Source organism: Pseudonocardia sp. ICBG601, from assembly GCF_020496245.1.
Genome location: NZ_JAHLJA010000080.1, coordinates 1 through 24,609, shown reverse-complemented (window position 1 = coordinate 24,609; position 24,609 = coordinate 1). Strand labels below are relative to the sequence as shown.

General features: G+C 73.6%; 21 protein-coding genes and 4 pseudogenes. 18 read left to right on the top strand and 7 right to left on the bottom strand.

Going from position 1 to position 24,609, the window contains the following annotated elements; translation table 11 throughout:
- From KPL57_RS22540 to yhjD, 5 genes and pseudogenes are all read left to right on the top strand, one after another.
- Positions 1 to 2,121 (top strand): annotated as a pseudogene (locus KPL57_RS22540) (bifunctional FO biosynthesis protein CofGH); the annotation flags it as partial.
- A 93-nt stretch (positions 2,122 to 2,214) separates the two neighbouring features.
- Positions 2,215 to 2,460, top strand: coding sequence for a hypothetical protein (locus tag KPL57_RS22535; RefSeq protein WP_226353070.1), 246 nt, complete (start codon positions 2,215 to 2,217; stop codon positions 2,458 to 2,460).
- A 167-nt stretch (positions 2,461 to 2,627) separates the two neighbouring features.
- Positions 2,628 to 3,539 carry a helix-turn-helix domain-containing protein gene (locus KPL57_RS22530; RefSeq protein ID WP_226353069.1) on the top strand — a complete coding sequence of 304 codons (912 nt, stop codon included), beginning with the start codon at positions 2,628 to 2,630 and terminating at the stop codon, positions 3,537 to 3,539.
- A 25-nt stretch (positions 3,540 to 3,564) separates the two neighbouring features.
- Positions 3,565 to 4,577 (top strand): annotated as a pseudogene (gene trpS, locus KPL57_RS22525) (tryptophan--tRNA ligase).
- Positions 4,578 to 4,620: 43 nt separating this feature from the next.
- Positions 4,621 to 5,685: an inner membrane protein YhjD gene (yhjD, locus tag KPL57_RS22520; RefSeq protein ID WP_082375722.1), complete on the top strand. Its 1,065-nt coding sequence runs from the start codon at positions 4,621 to 4,623 to the stop codon at positions 5,683 to 5,685.
- Between the two features lie 431 nt (positions 5,686 to 6,116).
- Here the strand turns inward: yhjD and KPL57_RS22515 are convergent, their stop codons facing one another.
- Positions 6,117 to 6,773 (bottom strand): hypothetical protein, encoded by a 657-nt coding sequence (locus KPL57_RS22515; RefSeq protein WP_226353068.1) that lies wholly within the window; start codon positions 6,771 to 6,773, stop codon positions 6,117 to 6,119.
- Here KPL57_RS22515 and KPL57_RS22510 point away from each other — a divergent pair.
- A pseudogene (locus tag KPL57_RS22510) lies at positions 6,718 to 7,639 on the top strand (IS5 family transposase). The gene KPL57_RS22515 and the pseudogene KPL57_RS22510 sit on opposite strands and share 56 nt — an antisense overlap.
- Here KPL57_RS22510 and KPL57_RS22505 read toward each other — a convergent pair.
- Positions 7,600 to 8,364 (bottom strand): D-alanyl-D-alanine carboxypeptidase family protein, encoded by a 765-nt coding sequence (locus tag KPL57_RS22505; RefSeq protein WP_226353066.1) that lies wholly within the window; start codon positions 8,362 to 8,364, stop codon positions 7,600 to 7,602. The pseudogene KPL57_RS22510 and the gene KPL57_RS22505 sit on opposite strands and share 40 nt — an antisense overlap.
- A gap of 269 nt (positions 8,365 to 8,633) precedes the next feature.
- Positions 8,634 to 9,083 (bottom strand): SRPBCC family protein, encoded by a 450-nt coding sequence (locus KPL57_RS22500; RefSeq protein ID WP_075333876.1) that lies wholly within the window; start codon positions 9,081 to 9,083, stop codon positions 8,634 to 8,636.
- Between the two features lie 193 nt (positions 9,084 to 9,276).
- On the opposite strand from KPL57_RS22500, the gene KPL57_RS22495 reads away from it, so the two are divergent.
- The 6 genes and pseudogenes from KPL57_RS22495 to KPL57_RS22470 all read left to right on the top strand — a co-directional run bounded on the left by KPL57_RS22495 (position 9,277) and on the right by KPL57_RS22470 (position 15,966).
- Positions 9,277 to 10,425: a BMP family protein gene (locus KPL57_RS22495; RefSeq protein ID WP_226353065.1), complete on the top strand. Its 1,149-nt coding sequence runs from the start codon at positions 9,277 to 9,279 to the stop codon at positions 10,423 to 10,425.
- Positions 10,337 to 11,933 (top strand): annotated as a pseudogene (locus KPL57_RS22490) (ABC transporter ATP-binding protein). The gene KPL57_RS22495 and the pseudogene KPL57_RS22490 overlap by 89 nt, the downstream one beginning before the upstream one ends.
- On the top strand, positions 11,930 to 13,009 hold the full coding sequence (locus tag KPL57_RS22485; protein ID WP_020627201.1) for an ABC transporter permease: 1,080 nt from the start codon (positions 11,930 to 11,932) through the stop codon (positions 13,007 to 13,009). The pseudogene KPL57_RS22490 and the gene KPL57_RS22485 overlap by 4 nt, the downstream one beginning before the upstream one ends.
- Entirely contained in the window at positions 13,006 to 14,241 is a 1,236-nt protein-coding gene (locus tag KPL57_RS22480; protein ID WP_075333875.1) for an ABC transporter permease, read from the top strand. Before KPL57_RS22485 ends, KPL57_RS22480 begins: the two co-directional genes overlap by 4 nt.
- Positions 14,242 to 14,281: 40 nt before the next feature.
- Positions 14,282 to 14,683, top strand: a complete 402-nt coding sequence (locus KPL57_RS22475; protein WP_060714343.1) for a cytidine deaminase — start codon at positions 14,282 to 14,284, stop codon at positions 14,681 to 14,683.
- Positions 14,680 to 15,966 (top strand): thymidine phosphorylase, encoded by a 1,287-nt coding sequence (locus tag KPL57_RS22470; protein WP_226353064.1) that lies wholly within the window; start codon positions 14,680 to 14,682, stop codon positions 15,964 to 15,966. Before KPL57_RS22475 ends, KPL57_RS22470 begins: the two co-directional genes overlap by 4 nt.
- Before the next feature lie 59 nt (positions 15,967 to 16,025).
- Here KPL57_RS22470 and KPL57_RS22465 read toward each other — a convergent pair whose 3' ends face one another.
- Positions 16,026 to 16,853: an enoyl-CoA hydratase/isomerase family protein gene (locus KPL57_RS22465; protein ID WP_226353063.1), complete on the bottom strand. Its 828-nt coding sequence runs from the start codon at positions 16,851 to 16,853 to the stop codon at positions 16,026 to 16,028.
- 284 nt (positions 16,854 to 17,137) lie between these two features.
- On the opposite strand from KPL57_RS22465, the gene murJ reads away from it, so the two are divergent.
- Positions 17,138 to 19,123 (top strand): murein biosynthesis integral membrane protein MurJ, encoded by a 1,986-nt coding sequence (gene murJ, locus KPL57_RS22460; protein WP_226353062.1) that lies wholly within the window; start codon positions 17,138 to 17,140, stop codon positions 19,121 to 19,123.
- Between the two features lie 275 nt (positions 19,124 to 19,398).
- Here the strand turns inward: murJ and KPL57_RS22455 are convergent, their stop codons facing one another.
- Positions 19,399 to 20,724 carry a hypothetical protein gene (locus tag KPL57_RS22455; protein ID WP_075310268.1) on the bottom strand — a complete coding sequence of 442 codons (1,326 nt, stop codon included), beginning with the start codon at positions 20,722 to 20,724 and terminating at the stop codon, positions 19,399 to 19,401.
- A gap of 346 nt (positions 20,725 to 21,070) precedes the next feature.
- Here KPL57_RS22455 and KPL57_RS67040 point away from each other — a divergent pair, with 346 nt between their 5' ends.
- Together KPL57_RS67040 and KPL57_RS67035 are read left to right on the top strand one after the other, a co-directional pair.
- Positions 21,071 to 21,544: a hypothetical protein gene (locus KPL57_RS67040; RefSeq protein ID WP_308252970.1), complete on the top strand. Its 474-nt coding sequence runs from the start codon at positions 21,071 to 21,073 to the stop codon at positions 21,542 to 21,544.
- A 52-nt stretch (positions 21,545 to 21,596) separates the two neighbouring features.
- A complete protein-coding gene (locus KPL57_RS67035; protein WP_308252969.1) occupies positions 21,597 to 22,019 on the top strand; it encodes a hypothetical protein in 423 nt (140 codons plus the stop codon).
- On the opposite strand, the gene KPL57_RS70040 is transcribed toward KPL57_RS67035, so the two are convergent.
- Positions 22,016 to 22,354 (bottom strand): hypothetical protein, encoded by a 339-nt coding sequence (locus KPL57_RS70040; protein WP_308252968.1) that lies wholly within the window; start codon positions 22,352 to 22,354, stop codon positions 22,016 to 22,018. The two genes, KPL57_RS67035 and KPL57_RS70040, sit on opposite strands and share 4 nt — an antisense overlap.
- 10 nt (positions 22,355 to 22,364) lie before the next feature.
- On the opposite strand from KPL57_RS70040, the gene KPL57_RS70035 reads away from it, so the two are divergent.
- Positions 22,365 to 23,246, top strand: coding sequence for a hypothetical protein (locus KPL57_RS70035; protein WP_308252967.1), 882 nt, complete (start codon positions 22,365 to 22,367; stop codon positions 23,244 to 23,246).
- 116 nt (positions 23,247 to 23,362) lie between these two features.
- On the opposite strand, the gene KPL57_RS67030 is transcribed toward KPL57_RS70035, so the two are convergent.
- Positions 23,363 to 23,491 (bottom strand): hypothetical protein, encoded by a 129-nt coding sequence (locus KPL57_RS67030; protein ID WP_264198406.1) that lies wholly within the window; start codon positions 23,489 to 23,491, stop codon positions 23,363 to 23,365.
- A 632-nt stretch (positions 23,492 to 24,123) separates the two neighbouring features.
- Between KPL57_RS67030 and KPL57_RS70030 the strand changes: the two genes are divergently transcribed.
- Both KPL57_RS70030 and KPL57_RS67020 read left to right on the top strand, forming a co-directional pair.
- Complete coding sequence (locus tag KPL57_RS70030) at positions 24,124 to 24,384, top strand: uracil phosphoribosyltransferase (protein ID WP_308252966.1); 261 nt, start codon at positions 24,124 to 24,126, stop codon at positions 24,382 to 24,384.
- Between the two features lie 20 nt (positions 24,385 to 24,404).
- Positions 24,405 to 24,609: uracil phosphoribosyltransferase (locus KPL57_RS67020; RefSeq protein ID WP_308252965.1), on the top strand; the 205-nt coding region annotated here is incomplete at its 3' end.

Below are 24,609 nucleotides of genomic sequence, written 5' to 3'. Positions count from 1 at the left end.
GCGATCGCCGTCCTGGAGGAGACCGGGCTGCTGCCGCACCTCAACCCGGGCGTCATGAGCTGGGAGGAGCTGACCCGGCTCAAGCCGGTTGCGGCCAGCATGGGGATGATGCTGGAGACGACCTCGCAGCGGCTGTTCGAGAAGGGCGCCCGCACTTCGGCAGCCCGACCTCCCCACAAGGAGCCCGCGGTCCGGCTGCGGGCCCTCACCGACGCCGGCGCGTCGTCGTGTCCCGTTCACCACCGGCATCCTGATCGGCATCGGGGAGAACCGCACCGAGCGGGCCGAGTCGCTGTTCGCGATCCGCTCGGCGGCCCGCGCGCACGGACACGTGCAGGAGGTGATCGTCCAGAACTTCCGGGCGAAGCCGGACACCGCGATGGCGAACGACCCCGACGCCGACCTGCACGACCTCGCCGCGACGATCGCCGTCGCCCGGCTGGTGCTCGGCCCGAAGGTGCGGCTGCAGGCCCCGCCGAACCTCGTCGGCGACGAGCAGGCGCTGATGCTGCGCGCCGGGATCGACGACTGGGCGGTGTCTCCCCGGTGACGGTGGACCACGTGTCCCCGGAGATGCCGTGGCCGGCCGTCGACGAGCTGGCCGCGATCACCGCGGCCGAGGGCTTCACGCTGCGGGAGCGGCTCACCGCCTACCCGAAGTACGTGCGGGCCGGGTCGCCGTGGATCGACGCGCGGCTGCACGGCCACGTCGCCGCGCTGTCCGGACCGGACGGGCTCGCCCGGCCCGACGCCGTCGTGGAGGGGCGGGCGTGGCAGGAGCCCGACGGCGGGTTCGCCTCGACCGGGCGCACCGACCTGAACTCCACGATCGACACCACCGGGCGCACCGAGGACCGACGCAGCGACTTCGGTGACGTCTACGGCGACTGGAACGAGGGTGGCCGCCGAGCTGGAGCACCAGCGCGCCGGGCACGGGGCGGCGCCGGAGCGGCTCGACTCCGACGTCCGGGCCGGTCTGGACCTGGCCGCGTCCGACCCGGCTGCGCTGCTCGACCCGGCGCACGCCGACGCGGCGATGGCCGTGCTGACCGCCGACGGGCCCGCGCTGCGCACCCTGCTCGACCTCGCCGACGACGTGCGCCGGCAGGTCAACGGGGACGACGTCACCTACGTGGTCAACCGGAACATCAACTTCTCGAACGTCTGCTACGTCGGCTGCCGGTTCTGCGCCTTCGCCCAGCGCGAGCGCGACGCCGACGCCTTCCGGCTCTCGCTCGACGAGGTCGCCCAGCGCGCCGCCGAGGCCGCCCGCGCGACGGCGCCACCGAGGTCTGTGTGCAGGGCGGCATCGACCCACAGCTGCCGGTGTCGTTCTACGCCGACCTGGTCCGCGCGGTCACCGAGGCCGTGCCCGGGATGCACGTGCACGCGTTCTCCCCGATGGAGATCGTCTCCGCCGCCGCGAAGGCCGGCGTGTCGATCCGGGAGTGGCTGACCGAGCTGAAGGCCGCCGGGCTCGGCTCGATCCCGGGCACCGCCGCCGAGATCCTCGACGACGAGGTCCGCTGGGTCCTGACCAAGGGCAAGCTGCCGGCGTCGCAGTGGATCGAGGTCGTCTCGACCGCACACGAGCTGGGGATCCCGAGCAGCTCGACGATGATGTACGGCCACGTCGACGAGCCCCGGCACTGGCTCGGGCACCTGCGCACCCTGGCGTCGATCCAGGACCGCACCGGAGGGTTCACGGAGTTCGTGCCGCTGCCGTTCGTGCACCACAACGCCCCGATCTACCTGGCCGGGATCGCCCGACCGGGTCCGACGGAGCGCGACAACCGGGCGGTGCACGCGTTCGCCCGGCTCGCGCTGCACGGACGGATCGACCACGTCCAGTGCTCCTGGGTGAAGCTCGGCGACGACCTCGCCGCGGACATCCTGGCCGGGGGCGCCGACGACATGGGCGGCACGCTGATGGAGGAGACGATCTCCCGGATGGCCGGCTCGGAGAACGGCTCCGAGCGCTCGGTCGCCGAGCTCACCGCGATCGCCGCGGCGGCCGGTCGCCCGGTCCGGCAGCGGACGACGACCTACCGCGGCGAGCCCCGCGTGCTCACCCCGGCGTCGGGCGCCGGGCCGCGGATGCTGCCGCTGACCCCGGCCTGACCCCGGCCCGGGCCTGGTTCGAGCCCGGCCGGTCCCGCGCCGCCCCCGGCCGCGCGGGACCGGCCCGGCCGCCGATCGCCGTACGGTGGCGGCATGGGTGTGCTCGGAGAGATGTTCCCGCGGAAGCGGATGCACGAGGACTCGGACGCCGCGCAGGGCGGGCAGCAGTGGCGGCTGGGCCCGATCGACCTCGACAAGGGCGTCGTGAGCGTCGAGGCGGTGACGGTCGAGGCGGTGGGGGACGAGGCCGCCCCGCAGCCCGAGGAGCCGGAGCGGGAGAACGGCCGGGAGAGCCGGAGAACGGGTGACGTGCTGACCGGGACGACGCCCCGCAGCTGACGCAGCCCCCTCACCGCGCTGCCGCAGGACGTCCGCCCCGGCCGGTGGGCCGACCCCCCCGGATCCGGCCCACCCCGCCGACGGTCACACACCCGGGTGCGACTTCGATCGGCAGAGTGAGACAACGGTACGATCTTGCGCAGTCCGGGGTCAAGGGAGGCGAGCGGGTGCGGCCGCAGCAGCTGGGCGCCGTCGGGCGCGGTCTCGGCCTGCTCGCCGACACCTGGACGCTGCTGATCCTCCAGCGTGCGTTCCTCGGGGTCAGCCGGTACGCGGGGTGGCGGGAGACCCTCAACATCTCCGACGCGACGTTGTCGGCGCGGCTGCGCGGGCTCGTCGAGGCGGGCCTGCTCGAGACCTGCAGCTACGCCGACGGCGGCCGTGAGCGCCGTGGCTACGTCCTCACCGAGCGCGGCGGGGACATCTGGAAGCTGCTGATCTGCACCTGGGACTGGGAGAAGACCTGGGTCCCGCGCGAGGTCCCGCTGCCCGAGATCGTGCACCGCGACTGCGGGCGCCCCACCCGGGTGCGGGTGTGCTGCGCTACCTGCGGCGGCGAGGTCGGCCCGCGGGACACCGAGGTCGAGCGCGAGCCGTGGGCGCCGGGGCTGGAGGTGCTGGCCCGCCGGCACCCGCGGCGCACCCGCGGCACGCTGCCCGCCGACCCGCTCTCGTTCCTCCCCGGCGCCATGGAGATCATCGGCGATCGGTGGGGCGCCGCGGTCATCGGCGCCGCACTCACCGGTGTCCGGGCGTTCAGCTGCTTCGCCCACGAGCTGGCGATCTCCCCGGAGGTGCTGTCGGACCGGTTGCGCCGCTTCGTCGGGCTCGGGGTGCTCAGCCGCAGCGGCGACGGCGAGTACCGCCTCACCGACAAGGGACGCGCCTGCTTCCCGATCCACGCCTGCCTGGTCGAGTGGTCGCACCGCTGGTGCGGCGCGGACGGCGCCCCGATCGACTTCACGATCCGCCACCGGGCCTGCGGGCAGCCGCTCCGTGTGCGGCTGGACTGCGAGCAGTGCGGGCGGGCGTTCGCCAGGGACTCCGTGTCCCCGGTGTCCCCGGTGCGCCCGAGATGACCGACGGTAGGGAACGATGGCGGGCATGAACGACGCCCACCGTCCCCGGGTGCTGTCCGGGATCCAGCCCACGGCCGACTCGTTCCACCTCGGCAACTACCTGGGTGCGCTGCGGCAGTGGGTGGCCCTGCAGGACGACCACGAGGCGTTCTACTGCGTCGTGGACCTGCACGCGATCACGGTGGAGCACGACCCGGCCGAGCTGGCCCGGCGGACCCGGGTCGCGGCCGCGCAGCTCCTCGGGCTGGGGCTCGACCCGGACCGCTGCACGCTGTTCGTGCAGTCGCACGTCCCGGAGCACGCGCGGCTGTCCTGGATCCTGGAGTGCATCACCGGCTTCGGCGAGGCCGGCCGGATGACCCAGTTCAAGGACAAGTCCGCCAAGCAGGCACCGACCGGGCGACGGTCGGGCTGTTCACCTACCCGATCCTGCAGGCCGCGGACATCCTGCTCTACCAGGCCGAACGCGTCCCGGTCGGCGAGGACCAGCGCCAGCACCTGGAGCTGACCCGCAACCTCGCGCAGCGGTTCAACCACCGGTTCGGCGAGACGTTCCGGGTGCCCGAGCCCCACATCCCGCAGGCCACGGCGAAGATCTACGACCTGCAGGACCCGACGGCGAAGATGAGCAAGTCGGCGTCGTCGCCCAGCGGGATCGTCGAGCTCCTCGACCCGCCGCGGACCTCGGCGAAGAAGATCCGCTCCGCGGTCACCGACAACGAGCGCGAGATCCGCTTCGACCCGGAGAACAAGCCGGGCATCGCGAACCTGCTCACCATCAACGCGGCGATGACCGACCGGAAGGTCGCCGAGGTCGAGGCCGAGTACGTCGGCCGCGGCTACGGCGACCTGAAGAAGGACCTGGGCGAGATCGTCGCCGCGTTCGCGGAGCCGTTCGCGGAGAAGGTGAACGGCTACCTGGCCGACCCGGCCGAACTCGACCGGGTGCTCGCCCGCGGTGCCACCCGTGCGCGTGAGGTGTCCGGCGCGACACTGGCCGCGGTTCACGAGAGGATCGGGTTCCTCCCGCCCGTCTGAGCCGCGCGCCCGGGGCGGGGAGTACCACCGAACCGGGGGAATGATGGCCGAGAACCGCGCCGCCACGATCGCGCACCGGCTGGAGACCGACGAGGAGGAGACCGACACCTTCCTCGACCGCCAGCGGGAGAAACATCCGTGGCTGGACCACCTGGTGCGGGCGGGGGAGCGCTACACCGAGAACCACGGCGACCACTACGCCGCGGCGATCACCTACTTCTCGATCCTGGCGCTGGTGCCGCTGCTGATGGTGGGCTTCGCGATCGCCGGTTTCGTGCTGCGGGGGAACCCGGATCTGGTGGCGCAGCTGCGGGACGGCATCACCAGCGCCGCTCCCGGCGACCTCGGCCAGACGCTCGGGCAGGTCGTCGACACCGCGATCAACCGCGCTGGCGCGATCGGCGCGGTCGGTCTGATCGGTGCGCTGTACTCCGGCATCGGCTGGATGAGCAACCTGCGCGAGGCGCTGACCGAGCAGTGGGGTCAGCGCGACGAAGCTCCACCGATGATCAAGCGGCTCGCGTTCGACCTGCTCGCCCTGGTCGGTCTGGGGCTCGCCCTGGTGGCGTCCTTCGCGATCGCCTCGGTGACCGGGGCACTCGGCTCGTCGCTGCTCGGCCTGGTCGGTCTCGGTGACGTGGGCTGGGCCCGGTTCCTGCTCAGCGTCCTGTCGTTCCTGGTCGGCATCGGCGGGAACTGGCTGGTCTTCCTGTGGGTGATCGCGCGGCTCCCGCGCGAGCCCGTCACCCTGCGCAGCGCGGTGAAGGCGGCGCTGCTCGGCGCGATCGGGTTCGCCATCCTGCAGCGCGTCATGGTCGTCTACCTCGCGACCATCGGCGCCTCGCCGGCCGGGGCCGCGTTCGGGTCGATCCTCGGTCTGCTCATCTTCATCTTCTTCACCTCCCGGTTCCTGCTGTTCGTCACCGCCTGGGCCGCCAGCGCCGAGGAGAACGACCAGGGTCCCCGCGACCTGCCCGCCCCGGCGATCATCCGGCCGCAGTACGTCGTCCGCGACGGTCCGGGCGCGCTGGCCTCGGCGGGCCTGCTGACCGCGGGTCTGATCGGTGGAGCGCTCGGCCTGCGGGCCCTGGGGCGCCGACGGCGCTGACCGGGTAGGGCGCTGATCAGGTAGGGCGCGCTGACCAGGTAGGGCGCTGACCGGGTGCGCCGACCAGGTGCTGCGCCGACCGGGCGCGGCGCTCACTGGGTGCGGCGCTGGCCCAGGCGCGGCGCTGACCGGGTGCGGCGCTGACCGGGTGCGGCGCCGGCCCAGGCACGGCGCCGCCTGCGGCACGGCGGCCGTCGTGCGGGTCGTCCGCGGGGCTGTGGGGACGGGGCCCCACGAACTCGCTTACCCGGTAAGCGACTACGCACCAGGCGCCCCCGCGTCCCGCGCCCGGCCCCGGGGTGCCGGGGCGATCGGTAGTGGAATCCCGAGCGGGTCCCGATGAACGTCCAGCCGGTGAACGGTGCGTGGAGGAGAGTCCCCAGGCCGCCGGTGTGGTCCGTGCGTCCGCACGATAGGCGTCCGGGACCGGGTCAACGACGCCGGCGCAGCCGCGCGGCCACCAGCGCCCCGACGCCGGCGAGCGCGGCGATCCCGCCGACCAGCACCGCGGCCGGAACCGGCGGGGCGCCCGCGGGATCCGGGGCGTCGGTCGTCGCCTCGTCGGTGCGCCCCGTCGCCCCGTCCGCGCCTCCGGACGCCGATGTCGTGCCGTCGGCGGCGCCGGCGGGGGCCGCGGCGCCGGGGGTCGTGCCCGAGCCGTCGGCGGAACCGGTGGCGCCGGGCTCGACCAGCGTCCCGATCCCGGCGGCCGGGGCGCCGAAGCCCCAGTCCAGCAGGGCCCGGGCCTGGTCGACCATCCGCACCGGCCGTTGCTCGCCGCGCACCACGGCGACGACCAGGCGTCGCCCGTCGCGCTCCATCGCGCCGACGAAGGTGTGCCGGGCGGCGTCGGTGAAGCCGTTCTTCCCGCCGAGGAAGCCGGGGGTGCCGAGCAGCCGGTCGTCGTTGCCGAGCAGGAAGCCGGGCTTGTCGGCGAACCCGGGGAAGGGGATGTTCCGGGTGGTCAGCGCGGCCGCGATCCGCGGCCGCTCCAGCGCGGCGCGCAGCAGCAGGCTCAGAGCGTGTTTGGAAATGGTGGGTGTGTCGGGATGGTCGACACGGCTGGGGTGCTCCATCGTGGTCGGCATGCAGGAACGACCGCGCCGGTACCCCTCGGACACCAGTGATGCCCAGTGGGTGGTGATCGAGCCGTTGTTACCGCCGCTCGCGCGGCGGGGGCGGCCTGTTGCTCATGCTCGTCGGGACGTGCTGGACGCGATCTTGTATGTCGTGCGGACCGGGTGTGCCTGGCGGGCGTTGCCGGTGGACTTCCCGCCCTGGCAGACCGTCTACTGGTACTTCAACCAGTGGGAACAGCAGAAGGTCACCGAGAAGATCCTCCCGGTCGTGCGGGGGCAGTTACGTATCGCCGAGGGCCGTGATCCGGAGCCGAGTGCGGGGATCATCGATTCCCAGTCGGTCAAGGGCGCCGACACCGTCGGCCAGGACTCCCGCGGCTACGACGCCGGGAAGAAGACAGGCGGACGGAAACGGTTCATCGTGACCGACACCCTCGGTCTGCTGCTGACCACGATGGTGTGCTCGGCCTCGGTACAGGACCGCGACGGCGCCAAGCCGATCCTGCTCAACCTCTACCTGCGCACCAGGGTGCGGTTCGTCTACGCCGACGCCGGCTTCGCCGGGCGACTGCTCGACTGGGCCGCCACGATCCTGCAGACAACGATCGAGATCATCCGCAAGCCACCCGAGCAGCGCGGATTCACCGTCCTCCCACGAAGGTGGGTGGTCGAACGGACCCTGGCCTGGCTCACCGCACACCGACGCCTGGCCCGAGACTACGAACGCCACCCCACCACATCCGAAGCCATGATCCGCTGGGCCGCGATCAACACCATCACCCGCCGCATCGCCCGTGGATACCCCGCCACCCGCCAGCAGAAACACACGACACCCTCAACCCACTAGAATTTCCAAACACGCTCTCAGGTCGTAGGCCGAGGAGGACATCCCCGGGCCGTCGAGACCGGCCGGCGTCGCGGGGCGGGTGTCGAGCGCACCCAGGCCGGCGGCCTCCTCGCGCATCGCGGCCAGCGTCGCCGGGACGCCGCCCAGCTCGCGGGCCAGGGCGTTCGCGGCGTCGTTGCCCGAGGACAGCAGCAGCCCGTGCAGCAGCTGGTCGACGGTGTAGCGCCCGCCGGGGCCGATCCCGGCCCGGCTGCCGTCGACGTTCGCATCCTCGGTGGTGCCCACGACCACCCGGTCCATCGGCAGCCGCTCGTCGACGACCAACGCGAGCAACAGCTTGATCGTCGACGCCGGACGTTCCCGCGCGTGCGGGGCCCGGGCGGCGAGCACGGCACCGGAGTCGAGATCGGCGACCACGTAGGACGCCACCCCCACGGGCGGGGGCGGCACCGACCCGGCGTGGGCGTCACCGCAGCCGTCGAGCCCGCCGACCGCCGGCGACGGCACGGGCAGCGGGGCGACCGGCACCGTCTCCTCCCGTGCGGGCGGGCCGGGCGGGGCGTCCTGGCCCGGACATCCTGCGGTCGCGGTGACCGGCGCGGCGCCGGGCACCCCGCTCGGGGTCGCCGCGGTCCCGGAGGCGGCGGCCGCGGTCCCGGGGTGTCCGAGCAGCGTCAGCACCACGAGCAGCGGCACCACCACGAGGAGCGCGAGCGGCGTGGCACGGCATGCACGTCCTGGGGAGGCGGTCACCGGTGCAGCATGGCCCACCGCCGTGCGTCGTCGCACCGGACCGCCGGGGACCGGCACTGCGCGCCGCGGCCCCCGGACGATGATCGCCAGGAGTGGAGCGCCCCGGCGAGTGCACTGCGTCCCGCGCTCCACTCCTGGCGATCATGCCCGGCCGCCGGTCGTGCCCAGCGCCCAGCCCAGCGCCCAGCCCCGTGCCCAGCCCCGTGCCCAGCTCAGTGCCCAGCCCCGTGCCCAGCTCAGTGCCCAGCCCAGTGCTCAGTGGCCAGCGGTCACTGCTCGACGATCTCCTTGACCCGGTCCAGGCTGCGCTCCAGCCCGTCGCGCATCAGGGTCTCGCGGTCCCGGCCCAGGATCCCGCTGCGCTGCAGCAGCCGCACCGGCAGCGCCGCCTCGCCGACCTTCTCCCGCCAGGCGACGACGGTCGTCGCCCCGTCGCCCGCAGGCTCCAGGATCCAGCCCCAGGCCGTCCGCGACTCGGTCACGACGAAGGTGAACCGGTGCGGCGGCTCGCACTCGGTGACCCGGCAGTGCGTCGACCAGCGGATCCGGCCGTGCCGGTTGCCGCCGGTGAACCGCGCGCCCACCGCGGGCCCGGTCGCGTCGCCCCGCCACCGCCCCCCGGTGGCCTCCGGGCTCCACTCACCCGCCCGGGTGATGTCGGAGACCAGCTCCCACACCCGCTCCGGCGGCGCCTGCACCGTACGTTCCGCGCGATCCATCGGTCCTCCTCGACGACAGCGGTCACCTCCCGGTACAAGATCGTCCGGGTGCGCGGACGGTACCGTCCGTCAACCGCTCGACGATTCCGCGTCACGGCCGTGTTTCGAGTTCTGCCGAAACCGTTGTCCAGCAGTTACGGTCCCGTCCGGACACGCGCCGCCGACCGGTGGCGCCGGAGGGGGAGGACACCTCGTGCGGATCAACCAGCGCATCGGAGGCAGGGGCCGGTACGCGACCGCGATCGCGCTCGTGGCCGCGGCGGCACTCACGCTCGCGGGCTGCGCGCGCGACACCGGCGGGGGCGGCGGGGCCCAGGCCGGGGAGTGCGAGCGCGTCGCGCCGCCGTCGGTCCCGGCCGCGTCGGCCCAGCCGGCGCCGGAGGCCCCGAAGGCGGACGCGAGCCGGCTGAAGGTCGGGCTCGCCTACGACATTGGCGGCAGCGGCGACGCCTCGTTCAACGACGCTGCTGCCGCCGGGCTCGACCGCGCCGTCGCCGAGCTGGGGCTGCAGAAGGCCAACACGCGCGAGGCGACCGCCCAGGCGGGCGAGAGCGAGGACGCCGGCACCAACCGGCTGCGCCAGCTCGCCCAGAGCGGGTTCAACCCGATCATCGCGGTCGGCTTCAACTACGCCACCGGTGTGAAGACCGTCGCGACCGAGTTCCCGGACGTCCAGTTCGCCATCGTCGACGACGACACGGTGGAGCTGCCGAACGTCAAGCCGCTGGTCTTCGCCGAGGAGCAGGGTTCGTTCCTGGTCGGCGCCGCGGCCGCGCTGAAGACCTCGACCTGCAAGGTCGGGTTCATCGGGGGCGTCGACAACCCGCTGATCCAGAAGTTCGACGTGGGCTACGCGCAGGGCGCCAAGGCCGTCGCGCCGAGCATCGACGTCGAGTCGGCCTACATCTCCCCGGCGGGTGACTTCACCGGCTTCAACGACGCCACCCGCGCCACCGAGATCGCCTCCGGCCAGTACGACGGCGGTGCCGACATCTCCTTCGCCGCGGCGGGCCAGTCGAACCAGGGTGTCTTCGCCGCCGCGCAGACCGCGCAGAAGAAGGCGATCGGCGTCGACTCCGACCAGTACAACTCGCCGCAGCTGACCCAGGTCCGCGACACGATCATGACGTCGATGATCAAGCGGGTCGACGTGGCGGTCTACGACTACGTCAACGCGGTCGCGGGCAACACCGTCGCCCAGCTCCCGGCGCGGTTCGACCTCGCCAACAACGGTGTCGGCTACTCCACCTCCGGTGGTCAGGTCGACGACATCGTCCCGCAGCTCGAGGCGTACAAGGCCGCGATCATCGCCGGACAGATCGACGTCAAGTCCACGAAGTGACCGAGGAGCGCCACGCGGTCGAACTGCGCGGGATCACCAAGCGGTTCCCCGGCGTCGTCGCGAACGACGGCGTGGACCTCACCGTCATCCACGGTGAGGTCCACGCCCTCTGCGGCGAGAACGGGGCCGGCAAGTCGACCCTGATGAAGATCCTCTACGGGATGCAGACGCCCGACGAGGGCACGATCGTCGTCGACGGGACGGACACGCACTTCCGCAGCCCCGCCGACGCCATCGCCGCGGGGATCGGGATGGTCCACCAGCACTTCATGCTGGCCGACAACCTGACGGTCGCCGAGAACGTGCTGCTCGGTGCCGAGCGCCTGCACGGCATCGGGAAGGCGGCCCGCGCGCGGATCGCCGAGCTGTCCGCGACCGTCGGGCTCGCCGCCCGGCAGGACGCGCTCGTCGAGCACCTGGGCGTCGCAGACCGCCAGCGCATCGAGATCCTCAAGGTGCTCTACCGCGGTGCCCGCACGGTGATCCTCGACGAGCCGACCGCGGTGCTGGTCCCGCAGGAGGTCGACGAGCTGTTCGCGACCGTGCGCGCGATGCAGGGCGACGGCTACACGTTCCTGTTCATCTCGCACAAGCTCGACGAGGTCCGCGCGGTCGCCGACCGGATCACCGTGATCCGGCGCGGCCGCACGGTGGGCACCGCGGACCCGCGGACCGTCACCAACCGCGAGCTGGCGGAAATGATGGTCGGCTCGGAGCTGCCCTCGCCGGAGACCCGCGACTCGACCGTGACCGACCGGGAGGTGCTGCGCGTCGAGGGGCTGGGGCTGCCGAGCCCGGACGGCGGCCGCGACCTGCTCGACGGCGTCGACCTCGTCGTGCACGCCGGTGAGGTGCTGGGCATCGCCGGCGTCGAGGGCAACGGCCAGACCGAGCTCGTCGAGACGGTCATGGGCATGCGCAGGCACGCCCGTGGCCGGGTGCTGCTCAACGGCACCGACATCTCGACGGCGTCGACGATGTCCCGCCGCGAGGCCGGCATCGGCTACGTCCCCGAGGACCGGTCGCGCCACGCCCTGCTCGGCGAGCAGCCGCTGTGGGCGAACCGGATCCTCGGGTTCCAGTCCCGGCCGCCGATCGCTCGGCGCGGGCTGCTGGACACCGCCGCCGCGCGCACCGACACCGAGCGGATCGTGCGCGACTTCGACGTCCGCCCCCCCGGCATCGACGTCATGGCCGCCGCGCTGTCCGGCGGCAACCAGCAGAAGCTCGTCGTCGGACGGGAGCTGTCCGGTGACCCGGTGCTGCTCATCGCGGCCCACCCGACCCGGGGCGTCGACGTGGGTGCACAGGCCGGGATCTGGGCCGAGCTGCGTCGGGCCAGGGCCGCCGGGCTCGCGGTGCTACTGGTCTCGGCCGACCTGGACGAGCTGATCGGCCTGTCCGACACCCTCGCCGTCATCTCCGGCGGGCGGCTGGTCGGCACCGCCGATCCCGCGACCGTGACCCCCGAGGAGCTGGGTACCAAGATGACCGGAGCAGCCACGTGAGCCGGCTGCGGGGCGCCGTCGTCGCGCCCGTACTGGCGATCGCGGTCGCCGCCCTGCTGTGCGGGGTCGCGCTGGTGATCAGCGGGGCGTCGCCGTGGACGGCGGTCACCACCATCCTCGGGCAGGTCGGGTCGGGCACGGTCGTCGTGGACACCGTGAACTCCGCCGCCGTCTACTACCTCGCCGCGCTGGCCGTCGCGATCGGCTTCCAGATGCGGCTGTTCAACATCGGTGTGGAGGGCCAGTTCCGGGTCGCCGCCTGCGTCGCCGCGATCGTCGGCGGGACGGTGGCGCTCCCGCCGGTCCTGCACACCGTGCTGATCATGGTGGTGGCGCTGCTGACCGGTGCGGCCTGGGTCGCGATCCCGGCGCTGCTGAAGGCCTACCGCGGGGTCTCCGAGGTCATCTCGACGATCATGCTGAACGCGATCGCCACCGGGCTGATCGCCTACCTGATCCGCGCCGAGACCTTCGGCGAGCTGCGGGGCAACAACATCACCACCCCGCCGATCCCGGAGTCGGGCTGGTTCCCCGGCATCGGGGTCGGCAACGGCGAGATCTTCGGGATGGTGTTCGTCGCCGCCGCGCTGGGCGTGGGCTACTGGTTCCTGCTCGGGCGCACCCGGTTCGGCTTCGAGCTGCGCGCCTCGGGCGAGTCGGCGACGGCCGCCGCGACCGGCGGGGTGAACGCGCGCCGCACGATCGTCGTCGCGCTGCTGCTCTCCGGCGCCGTCGCCGGGCTGGTCGGGCTGCCCGAGCTGCTCGGGCGCGACCACGCCTACACGCTGTCCTCGCCGCAGGGCTACGGCTTCACCGGCATCGCGATCGCGCTGCTGGGACGCAACCACCCCGTCGGCATCGCGCTGGGCGCACTGCTGTGGGCGTTCCTGGACAAGTCCGCGGTGGCGCTCGACGTCGTCGGCATCCCGCGGGAGATCGTGCTGATCATGCAGGGCCTGATCGTGCTGTCGGTGGTCGTCGCCTACGAGATCGTCCGCCGGGTCGAGCGGCGGGCCGAGCAACGGCGGGTCGCCGCCGCGGCTCCCGCACCGCAACCCGCGGAGGTGTCGTCGTGACCGCGGTCGGAGAACGTGCGCGGACCCTGCCCGGCTGGGCCCGGTCGGCGCTGATCGCGGCCGCGCTCGTCGCGGTCCTCGCGATCACGGTGACGCTGACCGGCCAGACCCAGCTGACCTCCGGCGGCACCGCGTCCGCCGCGGTCCGGCTCGGGCTGCCGATCCTGCTCGCCGGCCTGGGCGGCCTCTGGGCCGAACGCGCCGGGATCATCAACATCGGCCTCGAGGGCATGATGGTGCTCGGCACCTGGGGCGCGGCCTGGGCCGGCTACCAGTGGGGCCCGTGGGCGGCGATGCTCGGCGGGCTGGTGTTCGGCGCGCTCGGCGGGCTGCTGCACGCCGTCGCGACGGTGACGTTCAACGTCAACCACATCGTCTCCGGCGTCGCGATCACCCTGCTCGGGACGGGCCTGACGAAGTACCTGGCCACGCTGGTGTTCACGCCGGTCTCGCAGAACCCGCGCCAGTCCCCGCGGCTGCAGGGGTTCACCGAGTTCTCGATCCCCGGGGTCTCCGACGGCCTCGCGGCGCTGCAGGCCCAGCAACGGGTGTTCGTCTCCGACCTCGCCGGGCTGCTGTCCGGGCTGGTCACCGGCCTGACGCCGATCCTGATCATCGGCGTCGCGCTGGTCCCGGTGAGCTACCTCGTGCTGTGGCGGACGGCGTTCGGGCTGCGGCTGCGCAGTGCGGGCGAGTCGCCGGTGGCCGCGGAGTCGCTCGGTGTGAACGTCGTGCTGCACAAATACGTCGCCGTCACGATCTCCGGCGCGCTCGCCGGTCTCGGTGGCGCGGCGCTGGTGCTCAACCCCGGCCAGCTCGGCTACCTGGAGAACCAGGTCGGCGGCCGCGGGTACATCGGTCTCGCCGCGATGATCTTCGGCAACTGGCGGCCGGCCGGGCTGCTCGTCGGCTCGGCGCTGTTCGGCTACGTCGACGGCCTGCAGCTGCGTGCCGGGGGCGAGGCGGTGCACGCGCTGCTCTACGGCGCGACGCTGGTCGCGGTCGTCGTCGCGGTGCTGTGGGCGATCCGCCGGATGTGGACCGCCGCCGCCGTCGCGCTCGTCGCGGGGCTGCTGGTGTACGCGATCTACTGGTCGGTCGACACCGTGCCGAGCGAGTTCGCCTCCTACGCCCCGCAGCTGGTGACGCTGATCGTGCTCGCGGCGGCCTCGCAACGACTACGGCCACCGGCCCGGCTCGGCGAGCCGTACCGGCGCGGGGAAGGACGCTAGATGGCAGGTGGGGGGACCGTCCGGAGCGGGCGCGGACATGATGCGGCCCGACGCGCCCGTCCCGGACTGGGACGCCCTGCGGGCCGCCGCGGTGCAGGCCGCGGCCTGGGCCTACGCGCCCTACTCCCGGCTGCACGTCGGCGCGGCCGCGCTCGTCGACGACGGGCGGGTGGTCACCGGCTGCAACGTCGAGAACGCCTCCTACGGCCTCGGCGTCTGCGCCGAGGTGACCCTCGCCGGGCAGCTGCGCCTGTCCGGCGGCGGACGGCTGCTCGCGGTCGCCTGCCGCTCCGGCGACGGCGACCTGCTCATGCCGTGCGGCCGCTGCCGACAGGTGCTCCACGAGTTCGGCGGCGCCACCCTGCTCTGCGACACCCCGCGCGGGGTGCTGCCGTTCACCGAGGTGCTGCCCGACGCGTTCGGCCCGGAGGACCTGCCGTGAGCTTCTCCGCGGTCGAGGTCATCGCCGCCAAGCGCGACTGCCGCACGCTGTCGAAGGCCCAGATCGACTGGGTGGTCGACGCCTACACCCGCGGTGAGGTCGCCGACGAGCAGATGGCCGCGCTGGCCATGGCGATCCTGCTCAACGGCATGGAGCCCGGCGAGATCGCGCACTGGACCCAGGCGATGATCGACTCCGGTGAGGTCCTCGACTTCGGCGACGTCGGACGCCCGCTGGTCGACAAGCACTCCACCGGTGGCGTCGGCGACAAGATCACGCTGCCGCTGGCGTCGCTCGTCGCGGCCTGCGGGGCCGCGGTCCCGCAGCTGTCCGGGCGCGGGCTCGGCCACACCGGCGGCACCCTGGACAAGCTGGAGGCCATCCCCGGCTGGCGTGCCTCGCTGACCACCGACGAGATCACCGCGCAGCTGCGCGAGGTCGGCGCGGTCGTCTGCGCGACGACGCCGACGCTCGCCCCCGCCGACCGGCGGCTCTACGCGCTGCGCGACGTCACCGGCACCGTCGAGTCCGTCCCGCTGATCGCCAGCTCGATCATGAGCAAGAAGCTCGCCGAGGGCACCGGCGGGCTGGTCCTCGACGTGAAGGTCGGGTCCGGGGCGTTCATGAAGACCCTGCCGCGCGCCGGGGAGCTCGCCGACACGATGACCGCGATCGGCGCCGCCCACGGCCTGCCGACCACCGCGCTGCTCACCGACATGTCCCGTCCGCTGGGCCGCTGCGTGGGCAACGCCCTGGAGGTCGCCGAGTCGGTCGAGGTGCTGCGTGGCGGGGGGCCCGCCGACCTCGTGTCGCTCACCGTCGCGCTGGCCACCGAGATGCTCGCCCTCGCCGGTCTGCCCGACGCGGACCCGGCCGCGGTGCTCGCCTCGGGCGCCGCGCACGACGTGTGGGAGCGGATGATCGCCGCGCAGGGCGGGGACCCGTCCGCGCCGCTGCCGGTGGCCGCGCACGTCGAGACGGTCGTCGCCGAGCGGTCCGGCACCTTCGCCGGTGCCGACGCGCTCGCCGTGGGCACCGCGGCCTGGAAGCTCGGGGCCGGGCGCGCCCGCAAGGAGGACCCGGTGCAGGCCGGGGCCGGGGTCCGGATGCTGGTCGGCCCGGGCGACGAGGTCCGCGCCGGGACACCGCTGGCCGAGCTGCACACCGACGACGCCGACCGGCTCCCGGCGGCCCGGCGGCTGCTCGCCGGCGCGGCGCTGCTGATCACCGCGGACCCGCCGCCGGAGCGGGACCTGGTGCTGGACGTCCGCCGGGGCGGCTGACCCGCCCGACCGGGCGTCGTGCGGTCCCCGGACGGCGGCCGGGTCTCCCCGGGCGGACGTCACCGACCCCGGTAGGTCGCCCGTCCGGGACCGTCGGCGAGGAACGAGGCCACCGCACCGCGCAGGTCCTCGCTCGCGAACAGCGGCCCGGAGACCTGGGGCAGCACCGCGTCGGCGGCGCGGACGCCGTCGCGCACCGCGGTCGACACGAGCTGCTTGGTGGCGGCGTGCGCGACCGTCGGGCCCGCGGCGAGACGACGCGCGTACTCCCGGGCGGCCTCGGCGAACCCCTCGTCGGGCAGCACCCGGTTGACCACGCCCCACTGCTTCAGTCGGGCGGCCGGATACCGCTCACCGCCGAACACCAGCTCCTTCGCCCGGGTCGGGCCGGCGCGCTCGGCGAGCCGCTGCGGGCCGCCCATCGAGGGCGTGAGCCCGACGACGATCTCGACCAGCCCGAACGACGCCTGCTCGGCGGCGACGATCAGGTCGCAGGCCAGGGCCAGCTCGAAGGCGGCGGTCAGGGTCAGGCCGTGCGCGGCGAACACCGTCGGTACGGGCAGGTCCTCCAGGGTCTGGGCGAGCCGGATCAGCCGGGCCCACAGCGCGGTGCCCTCCCCGACCGGGTCGGGGCCCTCGGCGATGTCGCGGAACGCCTCCACCTGCACCCCGGCCGACACCACGCGGCCGCGGGCCTCCAGGAGCACGGCGCGGGCGCGGTCGGCGCGGCCGGGCGCGGTGAGCGTGACCAGCTCGGCCACGGCCCGCTCGAACCCGGCGAAGACGGACTCGTCGAACAGGTTGAGCGGCGGACGGTCGAGGACGACGACGGCGACGTCGCCGTCGCGCTCGACACGGACGGGGGCGGCGGGTGCGGGAGTGGTCACCGGGCCATCCGCGCGTCGCGGCGACGCACGGTGCTGCCCCGGCCCGCCTCCGGCCGGCCTCGCGTGGGCCGCGACACGCCCGCGGCTGCGCCGTGCCGCCGGGCGGGTGCGCCCACCGGTGGGTGACGGCCCAGCACGGCACACGACGGCCCAGGACGGGACGGCACAGGACGGCACGGGACGGCACAGGACGGGACGGCACAGGACGGCACGGGACGGCACAGGACGGCACGGGACCGGGCGGGCGTCGGCACGACGATTCCGATCCGGCACGATGGACCACGATGCGTGAGGACCGACGAGCGGCGGAGCGGGCGCCCCACCCCGCGGTGGTACGGCACGAGCCGCTGCCCCGACCGGTGATGGGCGCGGACCCCCGACGGACCCCGCGGACGCCTCCGGAGGGCGCCGCCGAGGTGACCCGTCCGCTCGGATCCGGCCGGGTCCCCGACCCGGGGGAGCCGACGACCCCACTGGGACCGGTGGCCGACCCGAGCTCCCCCGCCGGGCCGACGGGTGGCCGGCCCCCGGTGCCCCCGAACGGCGCCGCCGTGGGCCCGGGAACGTCGTCGAACGGCACCGCGTCGGCCGGGGACGCTCCCGGGGGCGGGACACCGGTCCCGTCGACACCCGCGAACGGCTCCGCCGCCTCGACGCCGTCCGGCGGCGCGGAGCGCACCGGGTCGCTCGTCCGCTCCTCCGGCATGATCGCGATCGCGAGCCTGGTCAGCAGGATCACCGGCTTCGTCCGGAACCTCGCGCTGGTCGCGGTGCTGGGCTTCGCGGTCGTCACCGACTCCTACACGGTCTCGAACACGCTGCCGAACATCGTCTACGAGCTGCTGCTCGGTGGGGTCCTGACCAGCGTGATGATCCCGGTGCTGGTCCGCGCCCAGTCCGAGGACGCCGACGGCGGCGAACGGTTCACCCGGCGGCTGCTCACCGTGGTCGGGGCGGCGCTGCTGGTCGCGACGCTGCTCGCGATGCTCGCCGCGCCCCTGCTCACCGCGTTGTACGTCGGATCCGACACCAGCGGTAAGGCCAACCCCGCACTGGCGACCGCGTTCGCCTGGCTGTTGCTGCCGCAGATCTTCTTCTACGGCATCGGTGCGCTGCTCGGCGCGGTCCTCAACTCGAAACAGGTGTTCGGGCCGTTCGCCTGGGCGCCGGTGCTCAACAACGTCGTCATGCTGGGCGTGCTCGTGGTCTACGTCCTCGTGCCGGGGGAGATCTCGGTCGACCCGGTCCGGATGGGCGACCCGAAGCTGCTGGTGCTGGGCATCGGGACGACGCTCGGCATCGTCGTGCAGGCGCTGGTGCTGATCCCCTTCATGCGCAGCATCGGGTTCCGCTACCGCCCGGTGTGGGGCTGGGACCCACGGTTGTCGCTGGCCGGCGGGATGGCCCTGTGGATCGTCGCCTACGTGCTGGTCGGGCAGGCCGGCTACATCGTGACCACCCGGGTCGCGACGTCAGCCGACGCGGGCTCGGTCACCACGTACACCACGGCCTGGCTGCTGCTCCAGGTCCCCTACGGCGTGCTCGGCGTGTCGCTGCTGACCGCGCTCATGCCGCGGATGAGCCGGGCTGCGGCGAAGGGCGACGTCGGCCAGGTCGTCACCGATCTCTCGCTCGGCGCCCGCCTGTCCACCGTCGGGCTCGTGCCGATCGCGGCCGTCATGACGGCGTTCGGCCCGGCCCTGGGTACCGCGCTGTTCTCCGTCGGCGCGGGCAGCGGGGCCGGGGCCGAGCGCCTCGGCCAGGCCGTCGCATGGTCGGCGTTCGGGCTCCTGCCCTACGCCGTCACCATGCTGCAGATGCGCGTGTTCTACGCGATGACCGACTCCCGCACCCCGACCCTGATCCAGGTCGGCATGGTCGGGGTCAAGATCCCGCTGCTGCTGGCGTGCCCGCTGCTGCTCCCGCCGGAGCAGGTCGTGCTCGGCCTCGCTGCGGCGAACGGGCTCTCGTTCGTCGGCGGCGCCGTGCTCGGGCAGTGGCTGCTGCGTCGTCGCCTCGGCCGGGCCCGCTCCGGCGAGGTGCTCGCCTGCCTGGCGAGGGTGGCCCTCGCCTCGGCCGCCGCGGCCGTCGTCGCCTGGGGGATCACCCGGCTCGTGGACCCGGCGCTCGCGGACTGGCCGGACGTCGCCCGGGTCTGGACGCTGCTGGTCGGGGGCACGCTGATCGCCCTGCCGCTGGCCGTGGTCGCGATGCGGGTGCTGAGGGTCCGGGAACTGGACGCGGTCTTCCGGCGCTTCGCCCGCCGCTGACCCGGGGGCGGCACCCCGTTCCCCGGCGCGCCGTCGTCCCCGGCGCGCGTGTCCCGGGCATGTCCCCGGCGCGTCCTTTCCAGTACGTCCCCCGCCGCATCCCTCCGGTGCGCCGACGGCCGTGGCGCGGGGCCGGGTGCCGGGCGGGGCCGAGATCGAGGCCGGGGGACAGAGAAGAGCCCGGCGGGGATGCCGGGGCCGGACGCAGCGACGCCGCGCCCCGGAGCGGGACGCGGCGTCGCCGTGGTCGTCGTGCGCGCGGACGGCGCGCGGGCTCAGTCGTCCGGGTCGTCGCCGACCAGGTCGGCGGCGGAGGCACCGTTCTGGCTCTTCACCGCGACCTTCGCCCGCCCACGGCGCTGGGCCGGGCGGGGCGGGGGCGGCGGGGCCTGCTGGGCGTACTGCCCACCCCGGCCCATGATCAGCTCCGCGAAGGTCGCCATGGCCTCGTCGAGCTGGCTGGCGTTGCGGCGCTCGGACTCGGCGTTGGCCTTGGTGACCAGGTCGGTGACCGCGCCGGTGTCCGGCCGGTCGCGCAGCACCGTGTCGATGCCGGCCAGCCGGTCGTCGACGCCGGCGGAGAGCGTGGAGACGTCGCCCGTCAGCTTCTCCAGGCGGGTGTCGACCTCCCCGGTCAGCTTGTCGAGGCGGGTGTCGACGTCGCCGGTGAGCTTGTCGAGCTTCCCGTCGACGCTCTCGCCGAGCGCGTCGAACCGGCCGTCCACGGCCTCCGACAGCGACGTCAGCCGCTCGGTGACCGAGCCGTCGAGCTCACCCAGGCGGTCCTTGAGGGACCCGCCGAGCTTGCCGACCCGCTCCTTGACCGACCCGTCCAGGTCGGTCAGCTTGCCGTCCAGCCCGGACTCGACCGAGTCGAGCCGCGTGCCGACCTCCTCCAGACGGGCGGAGAGGGCCTCCAGCCGCTCGGTGAGGGCGTCGAACGCGGGGGTCGGGTCGACGGCCGGGCGCTGGGCCAGGTCCTCCAGGCGGCGGTGCAGGCCCACCGAGGTGTCGCCCAGCAGGTTGCGCAGGCCCTCGCCGGTCTCCTCGAAGGAGTGCACGGCCGCGTCGAGCTGCTCGCGCACCTGACGCTCGACGCCGTCGATGCGCTCCTTGATCGGGGAGGCGACGGCGTTGGGCATCGCGTCGAGCCGCATCTCGTGCCGGTCGAGCCGGTTGTCGAGGTCGTCGAGGCGCTTGTGCAGGCCGCCCAGGCGGTCGTCCAGGCCGTCCATCCGGCCCGAGACGCCCTCGAGGCGCCCACCCATGCCGTCCAGCCGCCCGTCGAGCTGGGCGATCGGCTTGGCCAGCTTGTCCGGCAGGGACTCGATGGCCCGGGTGATCGCGCCGAGCACGATCTCGGTGTTGTCGAGCTTGGAGACCGTCTCGTCGAGGCGCTCGGCCAGGACGTTCAGCTCGGTCCGGTCGGGGAGCTCGGTGAGTTTCTTGCGCACGGTGCCGATGGCGTCCAGGGCCGCCAGCCGGGCGTGGATCTCGTCGAGGGAGTCGAAGATCTGCTGCTGTTCGCTGTCACGGATCTCGGCCGCCCGCATGAGCATGCCGCGCATCCGGTCGAACGAGAGGTTCGAAGTGTCGCTCATGGCACCTGCTGCGCTTCCTCTGAGCCAAGTGGGGAGTGCCCAGAGGGTAGCGACCGCCGGACGAGGGTCGACGGACGGTGTTGTGTTGAGCCGTCCGGGGCATGTCTCCGCGCCCGGATCGAGTGCCGATCATGGCAGGTCCGGGCGCCGGTCGTCGCGCGCCACGCCGCTCGGTACGGTGCGCGAGTGGCAGATCCCACCGGTCCCGCCCCGGTCACCCCCGACACCGTCCGCCGCGCTCCCAAGGTGCTCCTGCACGACCATCTCGACGGCGGCCTGCGCGTCGGGACCGTCATCGACCTGGCCCGCGAGTACGGCTACGACAAGCTCCCCACCACCGACCCCGGTGAGCTCGCGGCCTGGTTCCTCCGGCGCCGCCCACTCCGGCTCGCTGGTCCGCTACCTCGAGACCTTCGGGCACACCGTCGCGGTGCTCCAGACCCGCGAGGCACTGACCCGGGTGGCGGCCGAGGCCGCCGAGGACCTGGCCGCCGACGGCGTCGTCTACGCCGAGGTCCGCTTCGCCCCCGAGCTGCACGTCGAGGGCGGCCTGGACCTCGACACCGTCATCGCCGCCGTCCTCGACGGTTCCGGATCGGCACCGCCCGCGCCGCGGCGGCCGGCAACACCATCCGGATCGGCACCCTGCTCACCGCGATGCGGCACGCCGCGCGGGTCGCGCGGGAGATCGCCGAGCTGGCGGTGCGGCACCGCGACGCCGGCGTCGTCGGCTTCGGACATCGCCGGAGCCGAGAAGGGCTTCCCGCCCACCCGCCACCTCGACGCCTTCGAGTACGTCCGCAGCAGAACGCGCACGTGACCATCCACGCCGGGGAGGCGTTCGGGCTGCCGTCGATCTGGGAGGCGATCCAGTGTGGTGCGGCGCCGACCGCCTCGGCCACGGCGTGCGGATCGTCGACGACATCGAGGTCCGCGAGGGCGAGCCGCCGCGCCTGGGCCGGCTGGCCGCCTGGGTCCGCGACAGCCGGATCCCGCTGGAGATGTGCCCGACGTCGAACGTCCACACCGGGGCCGCGACGTCGCTGGCCGAGCACCCGATCGGGCTGCTCACCGCGCTGCGGTTCCGGGTCACGGTCAACACCGACAACCGGCTGATGTCGGGCTGCACGATGACCAGCGAGATGTACGACCTGGCCGAGACCTTCGGCTACGGCTGGGACACCCTGCGCTGGTTCACCGTCAACGCGATGAAGTCGGCGTTCATCGGCTTCGACGAGCGGCTGGCGCTGATCGAGGACGTCATCAAGCCCGGGTACGACGCCCTGTCCCGTTAGTGCTCCCGCAGCCGGGCCTCGAGCCCGGCGACGAGCTCGCCCCAGGCCTGCGCCTCCTGGGTGAACGGCGGGCTGGGTGCCATCCGGGTCGGGTCCGGCCGCACGACGAACGACACGAGCCAGCCGAGGCTGCTGGACTCGGCGAGGGCCTCGGCGGGCTCGGGGTCCCCGGCCCACTCGCCGACGTCGGTCAGCAGCTCCGAGGCCAGTCGAGCTGGACCGGGTCGAGGTCGAGCACGCCGTCGGCGAGGTCCTGGGCCGATCCCGGTCAGCACGTAGGTGTTCATGTCCTCGACGCCGCCGTCGAGCTCGCCGACGGCGGCCGCGTCGAGCACCTCGGCGAAGGTGACGGCCGCGGTCAGGTCGGTCCCGGCGACGGCGGGGTGCTCCCGGTCGGCCAGCGCCCGGAACAGCGCCGCGCTCGGAGTCGAACACGTCGATCCGGCCGTCGGAGCCGAGGAAGACCGGCTTGTCGTCGAGGTAGCAGCGCAGGCTGACCACGGAGCGGTCGCCGACCTCGATGCGGATCGGGTCGATGCCGACCTCGGCCCAGAAGCCGGTCGGCTCGTCCTCGGCGGCGTCGGCGTCGTCGGTGCCCGCGGCGAGCGCGGCGGCCTCGAGGGCCTCGTCGTCGTCGAGGGGCTGCTCGGCGAGGCGGTCGCGGAGCTCCTGCTCCTCGGCCCGCGCCTTGTCCAGCGCGCCGGCGTCGATCTCCGGAGTGGCGACGAGGTCGTCGACGGCGTCCACGATCCCGTCCCAGTGCGTGCGCGATCGCCTCGGACAGCGCGGTCCAGCGCCGGGCCCGTCACGGCCGGCGAAGGCCGGCTCGCCCTCGCGCAGCAGCGCGAACGTGGGCTCGCCGTCGAGCGCGGCGATCACGTCGGTGAGGTCGCAGACGTCGGCCAGCGATCGGACGATCGAGACGGTCTCGTGCAGCTCCTGCACGGTCGCCGCGTCGGGGTCGGCGGCGGCCAGCTCCGGCAGACCCACCAGGCCGTACCGGTGCACGGCGTCGGGGGTCAGCTCGGCGACCGCGAGACCGGGGACCGCGGACCACGCGGGGTGGTCGACCAGGTCGTGCTCGGGCGCGGTCCGGACGAACGCGGCGAGACCGGCCACCTCGTCGAAGACGAACACGTGCTCGTCGTCGCCGAGGAAGGCTTCCCACTCCTCGCCGTCCTCGCGCCAGGGGGGAGCCCACAGGGTGACCACGTCCGCCCCGGGTGAGAGCGAGCCGGATCGGACGATGTCGCTTGCCACGGGGCGAGCCTATCGTCGCGTCCTTCCGCCGGCCGGTCCCACCACCTCGGGTGTCGCCGGCCCGGCGGATCACGTCCTGCGGGTCAGGCCTGGGAGTGCAGTCGGACCACTCCGATGGACACGTCCTCGAGTCCACCCCGGTCGAAGTCGCGGCGCAGCTGATCGGCCTTGATGGTCGCCGTCATCCCGTCGAACGGGCCGTGTGCGTCCACCTCCCCGTCTGCGGGTCCACCGCCAGAACGACGTATCCGTCGCACTGCGTGAGCTTCTCGGCAGCAGCGATCAACGTCTGCTCCTCGGAAGTGTCGTGTTCTCCGGCATCGGATCACCTCCTTGTTGTCTAGTACAGCGTCGGCGGTGCCCTCGATGTGACACCGTTTCGGCCATACCACCCGTTCGGGTCAGGTGAATCGCGAGATCGGCGACCGCGTGTGCTGATCGTGGCACTCCTCGCGGTCGGTCACGCGATCCGGGGAACGAGACGTGCTCGACCGGACACCGTTGGTGATCACGGGTCGGTGCGGAGATCGGCTGTCACGCAAGGTCTGCGAGGGTGTCCCCGCCTCACCCGGCAGGACGAGGGGGTGCATCCGGCCGGTTCCGGCGTCACTCGTCGGTGAGCGGCTGCTTCTCACGCTTCGTGAACCGTGACACGAACCAGTGTCAACGTTCGTGGATGACGTCCCGGTGTCCTTCCGGTCACGGGACGGCATCGTCGCAGGATGCGCGGCGCGTCCGCGGCCGGCGGGGTCCGCCCGCCGCGGGTGACGGCACCGGATCGGTGGGCCGGGCGCCTCCGCACGGGGGATCTCCCGGGGGCCGGACCGCCGTAGGCTGTGCGCCCGTGGACACGATCGTCGTCGACCACCCGCTCGTGCGGGCCCGGCTCAGCACCATGCGGGACGCCCGCACCGACAACGCCACCTTCCGGGCGGCGTTGCGCGAGCTCACCCTGATGCTGGTCTACGAGGCCACCCGCGCGGCGCCGCTCACACCGAGGACCGGATCCACACCCCGGTCTCGCGGACGGTCGGCCACCGGCTCGCCGTCCCGCCGGTGCTGGTCCCGGTGCTGCGGGCCGCTGGGGATGGCCGAGCCGCGCTGACCTGATCCCGGACATCGCAGATGGGCTTCTTCGGCATGGCCCGCGACGAGACGACCCACCAGCCGGTGCCCTACATGGAGTCGCTCCCCGACAGCCTCGTCGGCCGGCCGGTGTTCGTGCTCGACCCGATGCTGGCCACCGGCGGTTCGATGGTGCCACACCGTCGAGCTCCTGACCCGCCGCGGCGCCGACGACGTGACGATCCTCTGCGCGCTGTCCGCGCCG

Coding starts and splice junctions, on each gene's coding strand:
- KPL57_RS22535 (WP_226353070.1), top strand. CDS start 2,215: ATGGGTGTGCTCGGAGAGATGTTCCCGCGGAAGCGGATGCACGAGGAC.
- yhjD (WP_082375722.1), top strand. CDS start 4,621: ATGGCCGAGAACCGCGCCGCCACGATCGCGCACCGGCTGGAGACCGAC.
- KPL57_RS22515 (WP_226353068.1), bottom strand. CDS start 6,773: ATGCCGACCACGATGGAGCACCCCAGCCGTGTCGACCATCCCGACACA.
- KPL57_RS22500 (WP_075333876.1), bottom strand. CDS start 9,083: ATGGATCGCGCGGAACGTACGGTGCAGGCGCCGCCGGAGCGGGTGTGG.
- KPL57_RS22475 (WP_060714343.1), top strand. CDS start 14,282: ATGCGGCCCGACGCGCCCGTCCCGGACTGGGACGCCCTGCGGGCCGCC.
- murJ (WP_226353062.1), top strand. CDS start 17,138: ATGCGTGAGGACCGACGAGCGGCGGAGCGGGCGCCCCACCCCGCGGTG.
- KPL57_RS22455 (WP_075310268.1), bottom strand. CDS start 20,724: ATGAGCGACACTTCGAACCTCTCGTTCGACCGGATGCGCGGCATGCTC.